Here is a 19,876-nt window from a genome sequence, read left to right on the forward strand (position 1 = left end):
CACAAGCGGAAGGGGCCACCGTGCTGAGGCAGGTCGCGGAGGGTGTGCTGGTCCACGAGAGCGAGTTCGTGCAGAGCAACGCCGTTGTCGTGCATGGCCGCGCCGGCGTGTTGCTCATCGACCCCGGGGTGCAGGACCACGAAATGGCCTGCCTCGCGAGCGACCTGTCCCATTTGGGCCAGACCGTCGTGGCGGGTTTCTCGACGCATCCGGATTGGGATCACCTGCTCTGGCACGCCCAGTTCGGCGCGGCCCCTCGTTACGGCACGGCGCGCTGCGCGGCCACTGTCCGGGATCAGCTGTCCGACCCGGGTGCGAAGGCCGAGATATCCGCCCACCTGGAACCGACGGGCATCGCCGAGCAGGTCCCGCTGGACCTGTACGGCCTCATCACCGCCCTGCCCGCTGAGACGGCGCAGATTCCGTGGGATGGCCCTCAAGTCCGGATCATCGAGCATCAGGCGCACGCCCCGGGCCATGCGGCGCTGTTCATCGAGGAACGCGGGGTTCTCGTCGCCGGGGACATGCTTTCTGATGTCTTGATTCCGATGCTCGACTTGAACGGCACCGCGGACCCGATCGAGGACTACCTCGCCGCGCTGCGGCTGCTGGAGGGCGTGGCGGGCGATGTTGATGTCGTCGTCCCTGGCCACGGGTCGGTCGGCGGAGCTGATCAGGTACACGCACGGATCGAGCGGGATCGGGCGTACGTGCTCGCCTTGCGTGAGGGCCATGTTCCCAGTGACCCGCGGGTCGGCCCATCGGCTAAGCCCGGCTGGGAGTGGGTAAGCGATGTGCACGACGGGCAAGCACAGCGCCTCGCCCGACGAAGCGAGCGCGACGGGACGCCCGGCTAGCTCGCGGTAGTGCCAGCCCGGCGAGCCGCGGCTTCGTCGAGGGACAGCGACCGGTCCAGCCCCTCGGCCCGCTTCTCGATCACCGGCCGCACCTGCCCGGGAGTCACGGCGTCGATGTCCGCCAGTGCGTACAGGTCGTAGGAGCGGCCCTTCTTCTCGAACACGTCGGCCACGGCCAGGTGGCCCGCCTCGGCGAGGGTGCTGATGTCGGCGGGCTCGACGTCCAGGCCAAGGCGCTCGCCGAGCCGATCCGCGCACCGGTCGGCGCCGACTTTCTTGACGGTCGCGGGCACCAGATGGCGCACCTCGTCAAGCTGGTCGGGGCAACCAGCCGCGGGCGTGTCCCGGTTTGGGCAACATGCCGGCCGCCTCGGCGCGCTCGAACTGCCACCGGGCCAGCCCGACCTCGTCGGCCAGGGCCGAGGGGCTGAAGTAGCTGGGGTGCTCGCCGTCGTCGGTCGTCGCCTCGCCTGCTGCTCGTAGCCGTGCAACTATGCCTTGTTATCGGACAGGTTGAGTGTCGCAAGGGGTACCGACAATTCCGCCCTCGTCGCCGATTTACCGGATAATAGGCCATTGTCCGGTTGAGTGATCCACAACGGAGGTCGGCGACCTGGGTGGATCTGAGCGACGAGATCCTGTCGCACATCTCGCCCGGACACAGCGACAACATCAACTTCTTCGGCGTCATCAACGTGGACGTTGAGGCGGAGCTGGCCAAGCTCGACACCAGCGGCTGGCGGCCCTTGCGGCCCGCGCAGCTACGTGAGCTGGGATTGACGCCCTGAGCCGCCCCGGGGTGGGGCCTCTCGGTCTGCGGTGATGGCCGGCGCGGTACGTCGGCCATCGGCAGCGGACGGGATAGTAGGCGAGCCGCTCGGTGGAGACCTGCCAGAGGCGTGCGGCCTGGCCTGGGTCTTGTGCGTAGGCGGCGACGCGTCCGTGGGGGTTGCCCGGATGCAGCAGCTCGGCTTCGTTGCCGTCTTCGACGTAGCGGCCGCCGATGCCCGCCGGCAGCGGCGAGGTTGCGAGAAGAACCGGGGTTGCCGCTCCTTGTTCTGCTGTCTTCCACGGCAGGGCGGGGGCGCCGCTCGCCTCGAACCGTGCCAGCAGGTCACGGTCGACGTGGCGCATCAGGTTGGTGCGGGCCACGCCGGGCATGACGGCGTTGACGGTGATGCCGTCACCGGCCCATCGCCGGCTGGCCTCGACCGCGAACAGCGCGTTGGCGGTTTTCGACTGCCCGTAGGCGGCGTGCGCGTCGTAGGGGCGCCGCTCGAAGCGGAGGTCCTCGAAGGCGACCGGAGAGAGGCGAAGCTGTGAGGAGCTGACCGCGGCGAGCGCCGGGTGCAGGGCGGTGGTCAGCGCGAAGTAGCCCAGGTGGTTGGTGGCGAAATGCAGCTCCCAGTCGTCCGGAGTCCGGGTCAGCGGGCCCCCATGATTGTTGACCAGGATGTGCAGAGGGCCCTGCCAGGCGGCGGCGAACGCCGCCACCGACACCTGGTCGGCGAGGTCCAGCACGGCGACATGTACCTGCCTGTTGTCGGCGACGATGTCGCGTGCGGGGCGCTCGCCGGCGGCCGGTCACGGACCAAATCCGGCCCTCGGCGGGTGGCACGCTCGCGCGCACCATGAGCTGGAGCGACACTACTCGTCTGGGCCGTGTGCCGCGATTTCTTACCAGCGGGCCATCTACCGGAGGATCCGTACCTCCGCACCGGGTAGATCGGACCACCAGCGGTCATAGCGGCGGTAGACCCCCGGCTCGCGGTCGGCCAGGAGCGCCGCCAGCGCCTGCGCCTCGGCGGCCAGCTCGTCCCACACCTGGCCGGGCAACGGATGGAACGCGGTGGCCTCGATTTCATCCTCGGCCGGCCGCCACACGCCGGCGACATAGCCGTCGACCAGGAGGGTCGGCAGGACATCGCCGTTGGTTCGGGTGACGAGCTTGCGATACTGCGGCGGGATGACCCGGCTGCGGTCGGCGTGGGCGAGCAGGACGTTGTCCCACATGGGCAGCAGCCGTGCCGGGGCGGGCGTGTCCTCGGCCGGGCGAGGCGCGCCTGGCAGGTCGAACAACTCCGAGCCGTCCGGCCCGGTCAGCCGCTGGAGTGTGCCCGCGAGGGCGTCTATCGCGCCGCGGGCGCGCTTCCGGGTCACCAGCGCGAATTGCGCCACGTCGAGAGCCGATGCCGGGCCGAACCCCTCCAGATAGCGCAGGACCAGCGTCTGCAGGGCCTGGTCGGCTTCCGCTCCGAGCGTCGGCAGGATTCCGGCGGCGACGTAGGCCGGGCGGGCGCCGAACGACCACGGCGCTCCCGTGGCCGCGTGCAGGAGCGGCGCGTAGGTTCGGAGCGCCCACCACACGCCCTTCGGTGGAACGCCGAGCCGTTCTTCGATCCATGACTGGATCTCGTCCGCGAACCGGGGCTGATCCGCGAAGGCCAGCAGGTCGCCGACCAGTGCGTCAGCGTCGGCCGGGGTGATGCCACTGCGCGTGAAGCGCGGGTCGCCGAGCCGGGCGCCGCGCAGCGAGGGCTGCATCGCCTCATGGATGTGGGGGTGGTCGTCGGTGTGAACGGCGTGCAGCGTGATCCGCAGGAGCGTGGCCTTGACGATCTTGCGGTCGGCGAAGGCCGCGTCCAGGTCGCCCGGGTCGAACGCGGTGACCCGATTCCATAGGGCCAGGTACGGCGAAGCCGCATGTTGCGCCTGCAGGGCGACCACCCGGCGCACCGCCTCGGCGACATCGAGGGCCTCCCGCCCCAGAAGCAACTGGCGGGCGAGGGTGGACCGGTTGAGTTCGCGCGCGGTGAGCATGCCGTCATTCCTCCTCGACCGGCAGGGTCGGATAGTCCGTCATGGGATACAGGCCGACGGCGAATCCGTAGGTCGTCTCACCGGAGCGAGGCATCAGGTCGAACTCCTTCACGAGGTCCTTGATCCGGTGCCAGAACTCGGTGGCCCTATCCGGCGAGATGCGGGCATGCCGGATGAACGCGTACAGCTGGTGAGCCTGATAGGCCGCGGCGGATTCTTTGGCCGCGACCTCGAAGTCGTTGAAGTCCAGCGGCAGCGGGCCGCCGCCCGGAGCTTGGCCGACGCCGACGTAGAACATCCGGGCCGTACGGCCGTAGTAGCGCTCGTCGATCGCCCGTACGCGCCGGGTCCGTACCACGTACAGCAGCCCGGCCTCGGCCAGAACGTTGACGTGGTGCGCGACCGTGCTCTTGGGCCGTTTGACCGCGGTGGCCAGCTCGGTCACGGTCGCGGCCCGCTCGTGCAGGAGGCCAAGGATTGTGGTCCGCAGCGGATCGCCGATGGCCCGGACCTGCTCCGGAGTGGTGAGCATGATCGTGTCGGCGAGCTCGTAGTCTGGAACATTGATTGACATATCCAGATTAATCTACGATCTTCGACTGTTCGGGACATCTGGTTCATAGGAGGCGGCCTCATGCCGGAGATCGGACGGGTGCGGGATACTGCCTCAATGACTGCTGAGTACGCCCAGAGTGACCAGTTCCGTGGTGCCCGCATCCACCTGTGCGACCTTGCCGGTCTGGAGATCCGCGATTGCGAGGTCAGCGGTCTGAAGATCGTCGACTGCTATGGGAGCGACGTCTACCTCGGTGGCAACTTCGAGCGTCTCGTCGTCAACGACGTCGACGTGACCGCCTACGTCGAGGCCGAGCTTGACCGGCAGCACCCCACGCGGGTGCTTGCGCGTGACGCCGCGTCCCCCGACGACTATCGGGCTGCTTGGGATGCCATCGAGACGCTGTGGGCGGCGACGCTCGACCGCGCCAGGCTGTTGCCCGAGGCCAAGCTGCACGAGCAGGTCAACGGCGAGTGGTCGTTGGTCGAGACCCAACGGCACTTGCTGTTCGCCGGCGATGCCTGGCTCGGCAATGCCGTGCTGGAGGAGGAAGCGCCGTACCACCCGTTGGGCCTCCCCGGCGGCGGGATGCCGCCCGACGCGACGGCGAAGCTTGGTCTCGCCCTCGAAGCCACCCCGACGCTCGACGAGGTGCTCGCGCCGCGGCTCGCCCGCATGGCCACGATGCGGCGTGTCGTCGACGGGCTCACCGAGGCCGAGCTCGATCGGGTATGCGGTCGCAAGCCGGCGGACCCGTATCCCGACCACGAGTACGTCGTGCGCCGATGCCTCAAGGTGGTGCTGGAGGAAGAGGCCGAGCATCACCGTTATGCGGTGCGCGACCTCGCCGTGCTCGAGGTCGGTGCCTGAACTGGCGCTGACCCCGGGCGGAAATGACCTCCAGCCGCATCGCGTGCTGCTACTCCCGGCTCCTTAACCCTGCGGAAACGGCCCAGTATTCGTTATCGCGCCGGGCCATCCCTCGATGTTCGAGCCGTAAACCTCGCGCGCACACCTGCCGCGACCAGGCCACTTCCCTTTCGCCGTTACTTGGTCTGCGCCTCCATCAGACCAGGAGCCCCGGGGTTTTGCGGCAGCCGGCCTTCGTACTGAGTGCAGAAGTTAGCGGTAGCGACCTGTGGCTTCTTCGCCTGTTAGCGGTCCGTGATGGTCCGGAACTCATATAGCTCCGGCAAGCCGCCAGTCAGTTGATCAGTGGGTACGGCGACGCGGTGCCAGGACCTCGGTGACCTTGGCGATGGCTTCGGCGCCGGATTTGACGTAGCGCATGGCGGTGCGGGGGTTCTTGTGCCGGGTCTTGCCCATGATGAGCTGCAGCGGGACCTCGGCCTCGCCGAGATGGGTGGCGGCGCTGTGACGCAGCTGGTGCAGATCGAGCCCGGCGTATTTCTCCAGCAGGACGCGGGCGCGGTCGTAACCGAGGCGAGCGCGGCCGGTGTGCGGGCAGATGTCGGCGGCCGCCGGGCGGCGTTCGGACAGCAACAGCGGACCGTGCGTGCGCGTGCTGCCGTCGGGCAGCCGAAGGAGTCGGAGCAGCCGGGGCAGCAGGTGGGCGGTGCCGCTGTCCCAGTACACCCACTCGATGGCGCCGCCTTTGGAACGGACGGGAGCGCGGCGGTGCTCCAGGTCGAGGTCTTCGACGTTGAGGGCGAGGATCTCGGCCGCTCTGGCCGCCGTTTCATAGAGCATCCGCCACAGCGTCCTCTCGCGCAGCGGGATGTCGCGGCAGGACAGCAGCCGGTGGATGGTGGTCTTGGCGACCGCGCGAGTCTCGTCGGGGCTCTCCTTGCGGCGTTCGGCCTCAGCCGGGACCGACGGGGCGGCCCGGTGCTTCTTGGTCTGGCACCAGAGCAGCCAGGAGGTGACGGCGGCGCGGTTGCGGTTCCAGGTCGCCGCCGCGCTCGCGCCCCACAGTTCGCTGAGCGCGGCGCCGATCTCGGTGTCGGTGACGTCGGCGAGCGGCTTGTCGCGGCCGAGCAGTGCGGTGACGCGGTCGATGGCCGAGGCGTAGGCGCGGTGGGTGTTGGGGTTGGCCGTGCGCGGGGTGGCGAGGAAGGCGTCGGCGGCCGCGGCGAGGCTGACGCCTCCACCCTGAAGGGCGGTGACCTTCGGCCCGGCGCTCAAGCCGGCCGCCGCGCGGCGGTCGCAGTGCCGGCCTGGGCGATGTACCGGATAACGTGCGCGAGACCTCAGCCGCAGGGCTCTCTGTTACCGCAGTTCATGTGCTACTTCGTTGGAAGTTTCCTTTGCTACCGGGACCCCTCGACGGCCTGCGCGCGCGGGCCACCCCCACTGCCGGGGACCGCGCCCGTCCCCGGCCTGCTGTCCGACCGGTGGGCGCACAGCCCGGCGAAATAGAACGGCAGGCCTATCTCGCGGCGGGGGCTTCGTCGTCGTGCCAGGGGGGCAGGTCGGCGGCGATGGCGGCGATCTTGGCGGTGATCTCGGCCAGCGTGCGCAGGGTGTCGGTGTCGAGATGCCGCATGATGCGCCGGTAGTGGCGCAGCCCGGTGTCGTTGATCTGTTCGACGAGGGCGCGGCCCTGGTCGGTGAGCTCGACGCGGCGCACCCGGCGGTCGTGGGGGTCTTCGCGGCGGGTGACCAGGCCGTGGCCGATGAGGCGGTCGACGATGCCGGTGACGGTGGCCAGGCCGACACCGAGGTTGGCGGCCAGGTCCTGGCCGGAGGCCGAGCCGGTGCAGGCCAGCACGATGACGACCTTGAGCTGGCGCATCGTCAGGTTGGAGCGGAACAGGGGCGAGGACCGGTCCTGCGCGAAGAGGCGGCCGATGGTGCGCTGGGTGTCGCTGATCTGCCTGATCAGGTCGTCGCGTTCGTCGTCCACTCTCACCTCTCGCTTCCTGAGAAGGTTATCAGGAAACGTGAGCGCGGCTAAATATTCGTGCAAGGCAAAGTGTTAGTCTGTGGCGAATTCTTTGCCCTTTGCCTGTTAAGGACCCCGGATGACAGCTCTGGCCCGGTTGAGCCTTGCCAACCGCAGTCTCGTCATATTGGTGGCGATCGTGTTGAGCGCGTTCGGCGCCTTCACGATCCCGCAGCTGAAGCAGCAGTTGCTGCCGTCGCTGTCGTTTCCCGGCGCGTTCGTCATCGCGCCCTACGCCGGCGCCTCTCCCGAGATCGTCGAGGACCAGGTCACCAAGCCGATCGAGGACTCCTTCTCCGGCATCGACGGCCTGGAGGAGATGACCTCGACCTCCAAGGAGGGGCTGGCGCAGGTCCAGGTCTCCTTCGCCTACGGCACCGACATCGAGGAGTCGGTGGCCTCGATGCAGACGGCGATCGGCCGGATCAGGGCGCAACTGCCCGACGGCGTCGACCCGCAGGTGGTGGCCGGCAACACCGACGACATCCCGGTGCTGGTGCTGGCGGTCGGTGACGGCGGCGACGAGCGGGCGATGGCCGACAAGCTGGGCCGCGTCATGGTGCCGGAGCTGCAGGGCATCGAAGGGGTGCGCGAGGCGGAGGTCACCGGCGCCAGGGACGAGCAGGTGGTGATCACACCCGACGCCGAGAAGATGGCCGACAAGGGTGTGACGGCGGCGCAGATCCCCGAGGTGCTCAAGGCCAACGGGACCCCGGTGCCGGCGGGCACGCTGAAGGAGTCGGGCAGGGCGCTGACGGTGCAGGTCGGCTCGCGAATCGAGTCGATCGAGGCGCTGAAGGAGCTGTATCTGGTGCCGGCCGCCCCTGCGCAGGCGGCCATCCCCGCCCAGGCCCAAGCTCAGGCACAGGCGCAGGCTCGGGCACAAGCACAGGCGCAGGGCCAGGCGCCGGTACAGGCCGCGCCGAAGCCGCCCAAACCGCTCAAGCCCGTCAAGCTCGGCGACGTGGCCGACATCGAGCGGCGCAAGAGCGAGGCGACCACGTTGACGCGCACCAACGGCGAGCCGAGCCTGGGCGTGTCGGTGACGATGAAGCCGGACGGCAACGCGGTGGCGATCTCGCATGCCGTACGGGAGAAGCTGCCGAAGCTGGAGTCGGCGCTGGGCGCCACGGCGACGGTCATCTTCGACCAGGCCCCCTACGTGGAGCGTTCGATCGAGGATCTGACGACCGAGGGTCTGCTGGGCCTGGCCTTCTCCGTGCTGGTGATCCTGGTGTTCCTGCTGTCGGTGCGTTCGACGCTGGTGACGGCGGTGTCGATCCCGCTGTCGGTGGTGATCGCGCTGATCGCGCTGTGGGCGGGCGACTACTCGCTGAACATGCTGACGCTGGGCGCGCTGACGATCGCGGTGGGCCGCGTGGTCGACGACTCGATCGTGGTGCTGGAGAACATCAAGCGTCATCTCGGCTATGGCGAGCCCAAACGCACCGCGGTGACGGCCGCGGTGCGGGAGGTGTCGGGCGCGGTGACGGCCTCGACGCTGACGACGGTGGCGGTCTTCGCGCCGATCGCGTTCGTCGGCGGCATGGTGGGCGAGCTGTTCGCGCCGTTCGCGATGACGGTGACGGTGGCGCTGCTGGCCTCGCTGCTGGTGTCGCTGACGGTGATCCCGGTGCTGGCCTACTGGTTTTTGAAGGCGCCGGCGCTGGAGCCTGAGCAGGCGCGGGCGGTGCGCGAGGCGGCCGAGGCCAAGGAACTGCGCAGCCCGCTGCAGCGGATGTATCTGCCGGTGCTGCGCTTCGCCACCCGCAGGCGGCTGGTGACGCTGCTGATCGGCGTGGTGGTGTTCGCGGGCACCATGGGCCTGGCGGGCAGGCTGGAGACCAACTTCATCGACTCCTCCGGCCAGGACACGATCTCGCTGAGCCAGAAGATGCCCGCCGGCACCGACCTCGCAGCCACCGACAAGGCGGCCAAAAAGGTGGAGAAGGTGCTGACCGGTCTGGACGGCGTGCAGTCGTACCAGGTCAACGTGGGCGGCGGCAACGCGATGACCGGCGGCGCCGGCGGCGGCGCCGACCGGGCCTCCTACTCGGTGACGGTCGCCGAGGGCGTCGACAGCGCGAAGGTGGAGGAGCGGCTGCGCGCGGAGCTGAAGGGCCTGTCGGACGTCGGCGAGGTCAGCGTCGGCGCACAGGGCGGCGGTTTCGCCTCCGACTCGATCGCGGTGATCGTCCAGGGTCCCGACCCCGACACGCTGCGCCGCGCCGCCGAGCAGGTGAGCACGGCCGTCGGGCAGGTGCGGGGGCTGCGGGACGTCTCCTCCGACCTGGTCTCCAGCGCGCCGCGCATCGAGGTGGTCGTCGACCGGAAGAAGGCGGCCGACAAGGGCGTCAGCGAGGCGCAGGTCGCGCAGGTGGTGGCCCAGGCCTTCCGGGGCGCGCCGCTGGGCCAGCTGACGCTGGACGGCATCGCCGGCGACCTGATCCTGCGCGGCGGCGACGCCCCCGCCGACGTCGAAGAGGTCGAGAAGCTCAAGATCGGCCCGGTGAAGGTGTCGCAGGTGGCGAAGGTGTCACAGGTCGACGGGCCCACGCAGATCACCAGGATCGACGGCAAGCGGTCGGCGACGGTCTCGGCCAACGCCTCGGCCAGCGACCTGGGCAGCCTCACCCAGGCGCTGCGCGACAAGCTGGACGGGCTGGCGCTGCCGGCGGGCGCCTCCTACACCATCGGCGGCGTCTCGGCCGACCAGGCCGACGCCTTCGCCGATCTGGGCGTGGCGATGCTGGCGGCGATCGCGATCGTCTTCATGATCATGGTGGCGACGTTCCGGAGCTTCGTGCAGCCGCTGATCCTGCTGGTGTCGGTGCCGTTCGCGGCCACCGGCGCGCTGGGCCTGCTGCTGGCCACCGGTACGCCGATGGGCGTGCCGGCCCTGATCGGCATGCTGATGCTGATCGGCATCGTGGTGACCAACGCGATCGTGCTGATCGACCTGGTCAACCAGTACCGGGACCAGGGCATGGGCGTGGTGGAGGCGGTGATCGAGGGCGGCAGGCGAAGGCTGCGGCCGATCCTGATGACGGCCGTGGCGACGATCTGCGCGCTGACGCCGATGGCGCTGGGCGTGACCGGCTCCGGCGGGTTCATCTCTCAGCCGCTGGCGATCGTGGTGATCGGCGGGCTGATCTCCTCGACGCTGCTGACGCTGGTGCTGGTGCCGACGCTGTACACGATGGTGGAGCGGACCAAGGAGCGGCTGCGCCGCCGGCCCGCCTCGCCGGAGCGGGCCGAGCAGAAGGTGGGCGCCCCCGCGTAGGGCACCGGGCGGCACTGCGGGCCCGCCGTGACCCGGTCACGGCGGGCCAATACACTGGGGCAACGTGACTTCCAAGCCGCGCATCCCGAACGTTCTGGCCGCCCGCTACGCCTCCGCCGAGCTGGCCCGCCTGTGGTCTCCCACCTCGAAGGTCGTCGCCGAGCGGCGGCTGTGGCTGGCGGTGCTGAAGGCCCAGGCCGAGCTGGGGGTGGCGGTGCCGCCGCAGGCCATCGACGACTACGAGAAGGTCCTCGAGCACGTCGATCTGGCCTCCATCGCCGAGCGGGAGCGGCTGACCAGGCACGATGTGAAGGCGCGGATCGAGGAGTTCAACGCGCTGGCCGGGCACGAGCACGTCCACAAGGGCATGACCTCGCGTGACCTGACCGAGAACGTCGAGCAGCTGCAGATCCGCGACAGCCTGATCCTGGTTCGCGATCGCACGGTCGCGCTGCTGGCGCGGCTGGCGCAGCTGGCCGAGCAGCACGAGGCGGCGGTGATGGCGGGCCGTTCCCACAACGTCGCCGCCCAGGCCACCACCCTCGGCAAGCGGTTCGCCAGCGCGGCCGACGAGCTGCTGGTGGCCTTCGCCAGGCTGGAGGAGCTGATCGCCCGCTACCCGCTGCGCGGCATCAAGGGCCCGGTCGGCACCGCCCAGGACATGCTCGACCTGCTGGGCGGCGACCGCGCCAAGCTGGCGGCGCTGGAGGACGGCGTGGCCGCCCACCTGGGCTTCGAGCACCGCCTGACCAGCGTCGGGCAGGTCTACCCGCGCTCGCTCGACTTCGAGGTGGTCAGCGCGCTGGTGCAGCTGGCGGCCGCCCCCAGCTCGCTGGCCAAGACGATCCGGCTGATGGCCGGCCACGAGCTGGTGACCGAGGGGTTCAAGGAGGGGCAGGTCGGCTCCTCGGCGATGCCGCACAAGATGAACACCCGCTCGTGCGAGCGCGTCAACGGCCTGACGGTGATCCTGCGCGGGTACGCCTCCATGACGGCCGAGCTGGCGGGCGACCAGTGGAACGAGGGGGATGTGTCGTGTTCGGTGGTGCGCAGGGTCGCGCTGCCTGATGCGTTCTTCGCCTTCGACGGGCTGATGGAGACGATGCTGACGGTGCTGGCCGAGTTCGGCGCCTTCCCCGCGGTCATCGCCACCGAGCTGGACCGCTACCTGCCGTTCCTGGCCACCACGAAGATGCTGATGGCCGCGGTGCGCGCTGGCGTGGGCCGCGAGCAGGCCCACGAGGTGATCAAGGAGCACGCCGTGGCCTCGGCGCTGGCGATGCGCTCGCAGGGCGCCGCCAACGAGCTGCTGGAGCGGCTGGCGGCCGACGAGCGGTTCCCGCTGGAGCGCGCTGAGCTGGAGGGGCTGCTGGCTGACCGGGTCTCCTTCACCGGCGCCGCCGCCGACCAGGTCGAGGCCGTCTGCCGGCAGGTCGCCCAGATCCTCGCCCGCTACCCCCAGGCCGCCGCCTACGCTCCCGGCGCCATCCTGTGATCCATGAGCTTGTCACGCCGCGGCAGGTCGCGGCCGCCTGCGACGATGACGACCTGGTGGTGTGGGCCGCCCAGGATCTGACCGGCGGGGCGCGGGCGTGGGCGGGCGGTCAGGCGGTGCTGGCCGCCGCGCCCGACATCTGCCGCCGCGACCGGATCGCGGTGTGGGGGCACCCGGCTGACGCCGCCGATCTGGTGCGGCACGCGCTGGCCGAACTCGGCCCCGGCTACCGCCCCTTCGGCGAAACCACCCTGATGGGGGAGGTCATCGACCGGGTGGAGGGCGTGGAGCGCACGCATGGTTTTTCCTGGATGAGCCTGGACCAGTTGCCGATCGGCCCCAGCGACGGCGTGTCCTGGCTGGAAGGCTCCTTCGACGGCGAGATCACCCGGTTGCTGGCCGCCGACGCCCCCACCGCCTTCGCCACGCCCGGCCTGCCGGGCGTGGCCCGGTGGGCGGGAGCGCGGGTGGACGGCGCTCTGGCGGCGGTGGCCGCCGACGCCTGGAGCGCGCCGACGGTCGGGTTCATGGCGGGGGTGGCCACCGCCGCCGCCCAGCGCGGCCGAGGGCTGGCCGGGCGGGTGTGCCGGTGGCTCAGCGGGCGGCTGGTGGCCGCCCACGGCAGGGCGGCGCTGATGGTCGACGACGGCAACGCCGCCGCGCTCGGCCTGTATGCGGCGCTCGGCTACCGGCGCCGGCCTGTGGCGGTGGCGGCCGTCTCGGCCGCGGCGGCCTGAGGGGGCCGCCGGCGTTCGCGGCGCATCTGGCGGCGCTCGAACCAGATCGTCGCCAGCGGCGGCACCGCGCACACCAGGCCGACCACGACGGTGGCGCGCGACCAGCCCCGCTCGCGCGCCACCAGCAGCACGGCGGCCACGTACAGCAGGAACAGGCCGCCGTGGATCGGCCCGAACACCTTCACCCCGATCTCGCTTGCCTGGGCGATGTACTTGACGTACATGCCGGCCAGCAGGCCGACCCAGGAGAAGGCCTCGGCGATGGCGACGGCACGGAACAGGCGCAGCACAACAAGGGCCCTTTCATTGGGTTTCGGGGGGACCGTCAGTCAGCCTAACGGCAGGATGTGGCGCCCCTTGCGGCGGCATGTGCGCCGGTCAGCGGGCCGGGGGAAAACCGGGTGAGGTTCCTGCCCCGGTCAGGCACAGTTGACATAGTGATGTCTGGATTTGTGCCTGGTCTTGAGTTGAGCCGCGCCTTCTACGGCGAGGTCGTGGCGCCGCTGACGGCTGACGTGCCGCACAGCGCGGCGCTGATCGGAGCCGGGTCGGAGGTGCAGGCCTTCGACACCGAACGCAGCGCCGATCACGACTGGGGGCCGCGGGTGCTGCTGTTCGTGCCGCCCGGTGCGGTCGCCGAGGTGGAGGCGCGGGTGACGGCAGCCCTGCCGGAGTCCTTCGGTGGCTATCCGACGGTGTTCGCCCAGGGGGGCACGCCGCGGCACGGCGTGGCCGTGGCGGAGATGGGCGGGTGGCTGAACGAACGCCTCGGCTTCGATCCGCGTGAGCAGATCACGACGCTGGACTGGCTGTCGACGCCCTGGCAGGCGCTGGCCGAGACCACCGGCGGCGAGGTCTTCCACGACGGGCTGGGCGAGCTGGAGCCGGTACGGCAGGCGTTGCGCTGGTACCCCGACGACGTGTGGCGACACGTGCTGGCCTGCCAGTGGCGGCGCATCGGCGCCGAGGAGTCGTTCGTCGGCAGGAGCGCCGAGGTGGGCGACGAGTTGGGCTCGGCCGTACTGGCGGCCGGGCTGGCCCGGCAGGTGATGCGGCTGGCGTTGCTGCAACGCAAAAGGTATCCGCCCTACGGCAAGTGGCTGGGCAGCGCGCTGGCCCGCATGTCGGGCGCCGCCGAACTCGGCCAGGCCCTGGCCAGGGCGCTGCAGGCCCGCTCCTACCATGATCGCGAGCAGGCGTTGTGCGAGGCCTACGAGCGGCTGGCCGCCGTGCACAACAGGATCGCCCTGACCACGCCGCTCGAAACAGCCGTGCGGCCCTTCCATACCCGCCCGTTCCGGGTGATCGGCGGCGACCGGTTCGCCGCCTGCCTGACGGAGTCGATCGGCGATGCGGCCGTGCGGGCGCTGCCGCCGACCGGCAGCATCGACCAGCTGTGCGACAACACGGACGTGCTCAGGACCCCCGCCCGTGCCAGAGCGCTGGCTATGGCCGCGCTCGCGCCGTCGCAGGCGGCCGCCTGAAAGGCAAGTCCGCCGCGAACATGATCGCGACCGCGCCGCCGACCGCGTTAGGTTGCCGGGATGCTGAGCCATGACGTGGCGGGCCACGGGCCCGCGGTGATCCTGATCCACGCGGGCATCGCCGACCGCCGCATGTGGGACCACCAGTTCGCCGCCCTGGCCGCCGATCACCGGGTGATCCGCTACGACTGGCGCGGATACGGCCACTCGCCCGACCCGAAGGACGATCTGTGCCATCACGAAGACCTGCTGGCGTTGATGGACGACCTCGGCGTCGAACGGGCGACGCTGGTGGGCTGCTCCATGGGCGGCGCGTACGCGGTGGAGGCCGCGCTGGCCGCCCCGTCCAGGGTGAGCGCGCTGGTGCTGATCGCCTCCGGGCTGGCCGGCCACACCTGGCCGCAGGAAATGCTGGCCCAGGCCCGTGAGCGCGTGCACGGCGCGGTGCCCGCCGAGCGGCTGGCCCGCTACCGCCAGGGCGGCGCCGAGGTGGCCGAAGGCGACGCGGCGGCGATGGCGCGGGCACAGGTGCTGTGGCAGGTCGCCGGTCCCGCACGCAGGCGAGCGGACCTGCCGCCGCAGGTGTGGGAGCGGGCGGTAACGATGTGCGAGGGCGTCTTCGAGCGGATGTGGCGCGGGCCCGCCGTAGCGGAGCGGCTGCTGGATCCGCCGGCCGCGGGACGGCTGGGCGAGGTGCGCGCGCCGACGCTGGTGATCAACGGGCTGGCCGACGTGCCGGGCATCCAGCAGGTCTCGGACCTGCTGTCGGCGGGCATCGGCGGCGCGCGCCGCCTCGACCTGCCCGACACCGGTCACCTGCCGCCGCTGGAACGGCCCGAGCAGGTCACCGCGCTCATCACCGCTTTCCTGGCCGAGCGGGCGGGCTGAGCGTCACGGTTGCCTCAGGGCCGGCTCGGGGGAGGGGACGGGCGGCAGGCCGAGCACGCCCCGGACCGCCCTTTCGGCGAGCTCGACGTCGAAGGGAGCCTGCCCGGCCAGCTCGATCGCCACGGCCTCGACCACGCCGAGGTAGGCGTGCGCCGTCTGCTGGGGCGGCGGACCGTCCGGCATCGCGCCGGCCTTGCGCGCGGCGGTGATCAGCGCCGCGCACTCCTCGACGAGCCCGTCCACGATGTCGGTGATCGCGCGGCCGACCGGATGGTCCTGTCCGGCGAACTCGACCCTCAGGGTCATCATGACGCGGGCCACGTCGCGGCGGCAGTAGACGGCGTGGCCCCGCGCTATCGCCAGCAGCGCCTCGACCGGGTCGGCCGCCTCGGCGGCCAGCCTGCCCACCTCGGCGTTCCAGGTCTCCTCGACCCATTTCACCACCGCCAGCGCCAGCTCCTCCTTGCCCGCGAACAGGTGGTACAGGGCGCCGCGGGTGTAGCCGGCCTCGCCGGCCACGCGTTCCAGCACCAGGTTGGCGTACCCGTACGTGGACAGCCCGCGCGCCGCCGCCTCCAGCAGGGCGTTCCTGGTGCGGGCGCGCCGATCCGCCTGCGTCAACCGGTTACCTACAGACATGTACGTAGATTACATGGGCGTGAACGGCACCCCGCGTGCATGGCACGAGAACGGCTCCGGTATCGTGGCGATCTCCAGCAGGCCCCCGACCCAGGAGGTGAGACCCGTGTCGCCACGTCAGGCTGGGTGCTCCCACCTCACAGCCATCCGGGCCGCCACACGCGCGTGACCGGCGGGGAGCGCCCACAGGCAATGTTCTGAAAGGGCTCCCATGCCACCGCTGTCCCTCATCGTCTCCACCCTCCGCTCGGCGGGCTGCGTCTTCGCCGAGGACGAGGCCGAACTCCTGCTCCAGACCGCCACCACGACCGCCGAACTGACCGCCATGGTCGAACGGCGCGCCGCCGGCCTGCCGCTGGAACACGTCCTGGGCTGGGCGCATTTCTGCGGCCTGCGCGTGGCCGTCGACCCCGGGGTGTTCGTCCCCCGCCGCCGCACCGAGTTCCTCGCCCGCCAGGCGATCGAACTGGCCAGGGCCGCGGGCGGGTCAGAGCGGCGGGCCGTCGTCGTCGACCTGTGCTGCGGGTCGGGAGCGCTGGGCGCCGCCGTCGCCGCCGCCGTGCCCCACCTCGACCTGCACGCCGCCGACATCGAGGCGGCCGCCGTACGGTGTGCCCGCCGCAACCTGGCCGGCCTTGGCGGGCACGTCCACGAAGGCGACCTGTTCGCGCCGCTGCCCTCCGACCTGATGGGCCGCGTCGACGTCCTGATCGCCAACGTCCCCTACGTGCCCAGCCAGGACGTCGAACTGCTGCCGGCCGAAGCCCGCGTCCACGAGCCGCGGGTGGCGCTCGACGGCGGCTGCGACGGCCTCGAGGTCATGCGCAGGGTGATCACGGCCGCGCCCTCCTGGCTGGCGCCGGGCGGAAGCCTGCTGGTGGAGAGCAGCGAGCGGCAGGCGCCGCACGCCGTCGACGCCTTCACCGGTGGCGGCCTGCGCGCCCGTCTGGCCACCTGCGACGAGCTGTACGCGACCGTCGTCATCGGCACCCGCTGAGTGCGCGCCGCCCGCCGTACCGACAAGGTCACAGGCGGGCGGTGTTGGCGCGGATGGCCGCGCACAGGTAGGCGGCAAGACCGGGCGCCATCGCCTCGAACGTGGCAGTGAAGCGGGCATCGCTCACATACAGCTCGCCGAGGCCCTGATGGATGGCGGGCGTGCACGAGTAGAACCAGCGGCTGATGTGCCCGCGGTGCCGCTCGGCCAGGTCCATCACCTGCTCGCTGTCGGCGGGCACGTCCGCCTTCATCGTCGCCACCAGGTCGCCGACGATGCCGGCCCCCTCGGCCTGCTGCCGCAGCCAGTCCGCCTTGGTGTAGGAGGCGACCCTGCGGCGGCTTTCGGCGTACTCCTTGCCGCCGCCCCAGCGCTGCTCGGCCTCCGCCTCGTACTCTTCGGGACGGAAGTCGCCGAACACCTCGAACCGTTCCTCGGGCGTCAGCGTGATGTTCATGCTGCGCGCCTCCATCGCGATCTCCACCGCCGCCACCATGTCGCGCAGCCTGCCGATGCGCGAGGTCAGCAGCTCGTGCTGGCGCCGCAGATGCGTCATCTCGTCGCTGCCCGGATCGTCGAGGATCGCGGCGATCTCCTCCAGGCCGAAGCCGAGCTCCCGGTAGAACAGCACCTGCTGCAGCCGCTGCAGATCCGTCTCGCCGTAGCGGCGATAGCCGGCGCCGCTGCGCTCGGACGGCGACAGCAGCCCGATCTCGTCGTAGTGGTGCAGCGTGCGCACCGTCACCCCGGCCAGACGCGCGACCTGCCCCACCGACAAACTCATGCTCCCAGGATGAACCCTCACCTTACGTAAGGGTCAAACCGTGGTTGGACTCTGCCGCCGGGGGAGAGTCCATGCTGGTGCCATGGATCTTTTGCCGATCGGGCAGTTCGCCCGGCTCAGCAGGCTCAGCGTCAAACAGCTGCGGCACTACGCCGAACTCGGCCTGCTGACCCCGGCACACGTCGACGAGGACAGCGGCTACCGCTACTACCACCCGTCCCAGGCCCGCCAGGCGCTGTCGATCGGGTTGCTGCGCTCGCTGGACGTGCCGCTGGCGGTCATCGGCCAGGTCCTGTCGGGTACGGCCGGCGCGCTCGGTCACGTCCGCGACGACCTGGAAGCCGAGCTGCAACGCCGCCGCCGCACGCTGGCCGCGCTCGAACGCGTGATGGAGCACGGCCTGCCCGCCGCCCGTGTCGTGGAGGTGGAGGTGCCGTCGATGCTGGTGGCGGTGACGGCCGAGCAGGCCGCCGGTGACCTGGACGTCGGCCGGGCCACCTCGGCCTGCGTCGAGCGGCTGCTGGCCGCGTGGGCGGTGGGGGAGCGGCAGCGGGCGCCCGAGCTGATCGGGCTGTTTCCCGTGGAGCTGAGCGAGCCGTGCACCGTCGAGGTGGCGCTGGTGACCGGCTTCCCGCTGCCCGGCACCAGCCCGCGGGTGCTGCCGGGCGGCCGGTTCGCCCAGGCCACCCACCTCGGCCCCTACGAGCAGATCACGCTGACCTCCCACGCCCTGCTGTCGTGGTGCGCCGAACGCGGCCACCCCGCCGCCGGCCCCGTCCGCGAGGTGTACGTCTCCGACCCTGCCGTGACTGCGCCTGACCAGCTCATCACCCATGTCCAGATCCCCTTGGAGGAACACTCGTGAAGACCACCTATGGCCCTGTCACCGCGCTGACCGTCACCGGAATGGGCGAACCCGGCGGCACCGAGCACGCCTCGGCGATCGCCGCCCTCTACGCCGTCGCGGGCGCCATGAACGCCCTCATCGGCCCGCTGGAAGGCCGCTGGTGGGTGGAGGACTCCAGGCCCGCACTGAGCGTGCCGCGCCAGCAGTGGCGCTGGCACCTGCACCTGCCGCTGCCCATCGCGCCGGAGCCCGGCGAGATGGAGGCGGCCAGGGAGGCCGCCCGCCCGTCGGGGATGGCGGTCGACCGGGTGCAGGTGGTCACCTTCACCGAGGGCGAGTGCGTGGAAATGCTGCACGAAGGCCCCTACAGCCAGGAGCACGTGACGCTGGCGGCGATGCAGGAGTACATGGACGCCCACCACCTGGTGGCCAACGGCCTGCACCACGAGGTCTACCTGTCGGACCTGCGGGACGGTGACCCGGCCAAGATGCGCACCGTGCTGCGCCAGCCCGTCAGGAGCGCCGCGACCGCCTGACCCCCCCTCGATCGAACAGGGCCTTGAACGCCAGGACCGGCCCTAGTCTGAGCAGAGCTGAGCGCGCAGCGTCTGACCGGCCCACCGCTCCCAGCGCTCCCGCGGCCAGCCGCGCTCCTGCACCAGCAGCAGGTACAGCTCGGGGCTGAGCAGGCCGTACAGCAGGTCGGCGGCCTCCTCCGCCGACACCTCCGCCCGCGCGCCGGGTTTGCCGACCAGCGCCTTGGCCGCCCGCTGCTGGACGACATACCGGGGGTCGACGTCCTGCGGCCACAGGGCGGCGACCTCGGGGTCGCTCGCGCACGCCCCGTCCAGCACCTTGCCGATCGGCGCGACACGCTCCAGGACCGTGGTCGTGCCGGTGACGTAGGCGCGCAGCATGTCCTGGGCGGTGCCGGCGGCCAGCGCGCCGGTGTACCACGGCCGGTCCATCGTGGCCACCGGCTCGTCGTCGCCCGCGATCGTGACGTCGACCAACTCTTTCAGCAGGGCGCGTTTGTTGCCGAAGACGAAGTAGATCGTCTGCACCGCGACCCCCGCGTTGGTGGCGATGTCCTGCAGGTTCGTCGCGCCGTAGCCGTCGCGCACGAACAGCTCCAGTGCCGCCTGCAGGATGCGCCGCCGCGTCTCGGCCGCCTTCTGGGCCCGCTTGCTCACCCGCTTGACATCACTCATGGCTAGAGTCTATCTCTAGATTCAGTCACTAGATGTCAACTCTAGAGAGCAGGTTCAGTGATGTCGGTCATCACCGTCACCCGATTCCAGGCCGATCCCGCCGACGCCGAGCAGCTGCGGGCCAGGCACGCCGCGCTCGTCTCCGCAACCCGGGCGGCCTGTCCCGGGCTCACCGAGGCGCGCCTCGGCCGACTCGACGAGCAGACATGGGTGGGCATCTGGCGCTGGGACTCGGCCGCGAGCCTGCAGGCGGCCCGCCAGGCCGTACCCGGCAACGCCGAGGCCAACGCGGCCTTCTCCCTGACCCGCGAGGCCGCGGTGGAGGACATCGAGGTCCTGGACGAGCACTGACGAGCACTGACCCCCGTCCCGG

At 70.9% G+C, this 19,876-nt stretch carries 20 protein-coding genes and 1 pseudogene; 11 read left to right on the plus strand and 10 right to left on the minus strand.

Translation table 11 applies throughout. The features are described 5' to 3' along the window. Window positions 1-20: 20 nt before the first annotated feature. The gene (locus ACFXJ8_RS34545; RefSeq protein ID WP_379648217.1) at window positions 21-857 is read left to right on the plus strand and encodes an MBL fold metallo-hydrolase; all 837 of its coding nucleotides are present in this window, start codon (window positions 21-23) and stop codon (window positions 855-857) included. On the opposite strand, the gene ACFXJ8_RS34550 is transcribed toward ACFXJ8_RS34545, so the two are convergent. The 4 genes and pseudogenes from ACFXJ8_RS34550 to ACFXJ8_RS34565 form a co-directional block, all read right to left on the minus strand. Then, the gene (locus ACFXJ8_RS34550; protein WP_379648219.1) at window positions 854-1,162 is read right to left on the minus strand and encodes a hypothetical protein; all 309 of its coding nucleotides are present in this window, start codon (window positions 1,160-1,162) and stop codon (window positions 854-856) included. The two genes, ACFXJ8_RS34545 and ACFXJ8_RS34550, sit on opposite strands and share 4 nt — an antisense overlap. A 385-nt stretch (window positions 1,163-1,547) precedes the next feature. Beyond that, window positions 1,548-2,417, minus strand: a pseudogene (locus tag ACFXJ8_RS34555) (SDR family NAD(P)-dependent oxidoreductase); the annotation flags it as partial. A 132-nt stretch (window positions 2,418-2,549) separates the two neighbouring features. Further along, window positions 2,550-3,677, minus strand: a complete 1,128-nt coding sequence (locus ACFXJ8_RS34560; protein WP_379648220.1) for a winged helix DNA-binding domain-containing protein — start codon at window positions 3,675-3,677, stop codon at window positions 2,550-2,552. A gap of 4 nt (window positions 3,678-3,681) precedes the next feature. Continuing rightward, window positions 3,682-4,251 (minus strand): ArsR/SmtB family transcription factor, encoded by a 570-nt coding sequence (locus tag ACFXJ8_RS34565; protein ID WP_379648222.1) that lies wholly within the window; start codon window positions 4,249-4,251, stop codon window positions 3,682-3,684. 96 nt (window positions 4,252-4,347) lie between these two features. Between ACFXJ8_RS34565 and ACFXJ8_RS34570 the strand changes: the two genes are divergently transcribed. Further along, window positions 4,348-5,103: a DinB family protein gene (locus ACFXJ8_RS34570; RefSeq protein WP_379648224.1), complete on the plus strand. Its 756-nt coding sequence runs from the start codon at window positions 4,348-4,350 to the stop codon at window positions 5,101-5,103. A 342-nt stretch (window positions 5,104-5,445) separates the two neighbouring features. Here ACFXJ8_RS34570 and ACFXJ8_RS34575 read toward each other — a convergent pair whose 3' ends face one another. Together ACFXJ8_RS34575 and ACFXJ8_RS34580 are read right to left on the minus strand one after the other, a co-directional pair. Continuing rightward, complete coding sequence (locus ACFXJ8_RS34575) at window positions 5,446-6,378, minus strand: tyrosine-type recombinase/integrase (RefSeq protein WP_379648225.1); 933 nt, start codon at window positions 6,376-6,378, stop codon at window positions 5,446-5,448. A gap of 244 nt (window positions 6,379-6,622) precedes the next feature. Then, window positions 6,623-7,105, minus strand: a complete 483-nt coding sequence (locus ACFXJ8_RS34580; RefSeq protein ID WP_379648227.1) for a MarR family winged helix-turn-helix transcriptional regulator — start codon at window positions 7,103-7,105, stop codon at window positions 6,623-6,625. Between the two features lie 112 nt (window positions 7,106-7,217). Between ACFXJ8_RS34580 and ACFXJ8_RS34585 the strand changes: the two genes are divergently transcribed. From ACFXJ8_RS34585 to ACFXJ8_RS34595, 3 genes are all read left to right on the plus strand, one after another. Further along, the gene (locus ACFXJ8_RS34585; protein WP_379648229.1) at window positions 7,218-10,421 is read left to right on the plus strand and encodes an efflux RND transporter permease subunit; all 3,204 of its coding nucleotides are present in this window, start codon (window positions 7,218-7,220) and stop codon (window positions 10,419-10,421) included. A gap of 64 nt (window positions 10,422-10,485) precedes the next feature. Beyond that, window positions 10,486-11,916: an adenylosuccinate lyase gene (gene purB / locus ACFXJ8_RS34590; protein WP_379648231.1), complete on the plus strand. Its 1,431-nt coding sequence runs from the start codon at window positions 10,486-10,488 to the stop codon at window positions 11,914-11,916. Then, the gene (locus ACFXJ8_RS34595; RefSeq protein WP_379648233.1) at window positions 11,913-12,653 is read left to right on the plus strand and encodes a GNAT family N-acetyltransferase; all 741 of its coding nucleotides are present in this window, start codon (window positions 11,913-11,915) and stop codon (window positions 12,651-12,653) included. The genes purB and ACFXJ8_RS34595 overlap by 4 nt, the downstream gene beginning before the upstream one ends. Here the strand turns inward: ACFXJ8_RS34595 and ACFXJ8_RS34600 are convergent. Next, window positions 12,602-12,943, minus strand: coding sequence for a DUF3817 domain-containing protein (locus tag ACFXJ8_RS34600; RefSeq protein WP_379648235.1), 342 nt, complete (start codon window positions 12,941-12,943; stop codon window positions 12,602-12,604). The two genes, ACFXJ8_RS34595 and ACFXJ8_RS34600, sit on opposite strands and share 52 nt — an antisense overlap. A gap of 150 nt (window positions 12,944-13,093) precedes the next feature. On the opposite strand from ACFXJ8_RS34600, the gene ACFXJ8_RS34605 reads away from it, so the two are divergent. Together ACFXJ8_RS34605 and ACFXJ8_RS34610 are read left to right on the plus strand one after the other, a co-directional pair. Then, on the plus strand, window positions 13,094-14,137 hold the full coding sequence (locus ACFXJ8_RS34605; RefSeq protein WP_379648237.1) for a DUF4037 domain-containing protein: 1,044 nt from the start codon (window positions 13,094-13,096) through the stop codon (window positions 14,135-14,137). 60 nt (window positions 14,138-14,197) lie between these two features. Beyond that, a complete protein-coding gene (locus tag ACFXJ8_RS34610) occupies window positions 14,198-15,025 on the plus strand; it encodes an alpha/beta fold hydrolase (RefSeq protein ID WP_379648238.1) in 828 nt (275 codons plus the stop codon). A gap of 3 nt (window positions 15,026-15,028) precedes the next feature. Here ACFXJ8_RS34610 and ACFXJ8_RS34615 read toward each other — a convergent pair whose 3' ends face one another. Continuing rightward, window positions 15,029-15,664 carry a TetR/AcrR family transcriptional regulator gene (locus ACFXJ8_RS34615; protein ID WP_379648240.1) on the minus strand — a complete coding sequence of 212 codons (636 nt, stop codon included), beginning with the start codon at window positions 15,662-15,664 and terminating at the stop codon, window positions 15,029-15,031. Window positions 15,665-15,875: 211 nt separating this feature from the next. Here ACFXJ8_RS34615 and ACFXJ8_RS34620 point away from each other — a divergent pair, with 211 nt between their 5' ends. Next, window positions 15,876-16,661 (plus strand): putative protein N(5)-glutamine methyltransferase, encoded by a 786-nt coding sequence (locus ACFXJ8_RS34620; protein WP_379648241.1) that lies wholly within the window; start codon window positions 15,876-15,878, stop codon window positions 16,659-16,661. 28 nt (window positions 16,662-16,689) lie between these two features. Here ACFXJ8_RS34620 and ACFXJ8_RS34625 read toward each other — a convergent pair whose 3' ends face one another. Then, the gene (locus ACFXJ8_RS34625; protein WP_379648243.1) at window positions 16,690-17,445 is read right to left on the minus strand and encodes a MerR family transcriptional regulator; all 756 of its coding nucleotides are present in this window, start codon (window positions 17,443-17,445) and stop codon (window positions 16,690-16,692) included. 82 nt (window positions 17,446-17,527) lie between these two features. On the opposite strand from ACFXJ8_RS34625, the gene ACFXJ8_RS34630 reads away from it, so the two are divergent. Further along, the gene (locus tag ACFXJ8_RS34630) at window positions 17,528-18,310 is read left to right on the plus strand and encodes a MerR family transcriptional regulator (RefSeq protein ID WP_379648245.1); all 783 of its coding nucleotides are present in this window, start codon (window positions 17,528-17,530) and stop codon (window positions 18,308-18,310) included. Further along, entirely contained in the window at window positions 18,307-18,828 is a 522-nt protein-coding gene (locus tag ACFXJ8_RS34635) for a GyrI-like domain-containing protein (RefSeq protein WP_379648247.1), read from the plus strand. Before ACFXJ8_RS34630 ends, ACFXJ8_RS34635 begins: the two co-directional genes overlap by 4 nt. 42 nt (window positions 18,829-18,870) lie before the next feature. Here ACFXJ8_RS34635 and ACFXJ8_RS34640 read toward each other — a convergent pair whose 3' ends face one another. Further along, window positions 18,871-19,503: a TetR/AcrR family transcriptional regulator gene (locus tag ACFXJ8_RS34640; RefSeq protein WP_379648249.1), complete on the minus strand. Its 633-nt coding sequence runs from the start codon at window positions 19,501-19,503 to the stop codon at window positions 18,871-18,873. Window positions 19,504-19,563: 60 nt separating this feature from the next. Here ACFXJ8_RS34640 and ACFXJ8_RS34645 point away from each other — a divergent pair, with 60 nt between their 5' ends. Continuing rightward, on the plus strand, window positions 19,564-19,854 hold the full coding sequence (locus tag ACFXJ8_RS34645; RefSeq protein ID WP_379648251.1) for an antibiotic biosynthesis monooxygenase: 291 nt from the start codon (window positions 19,564-19,566) through the stop codon (window positions 19,852-19,854). The last annotated feature ends 22 nt before the right edge of the window (window positions 19,855-19,876 follow it).

Source organism: Nonomuraea sp. NPDC059194, assembly GCF_042754765.1.
In the GTDB taxonomy this organism is placed as follows: Bacteria; Actinomycetota; Actinomycetes; order Streptosporangiales; family Streptosporangiaceae; genus Nonomuraea.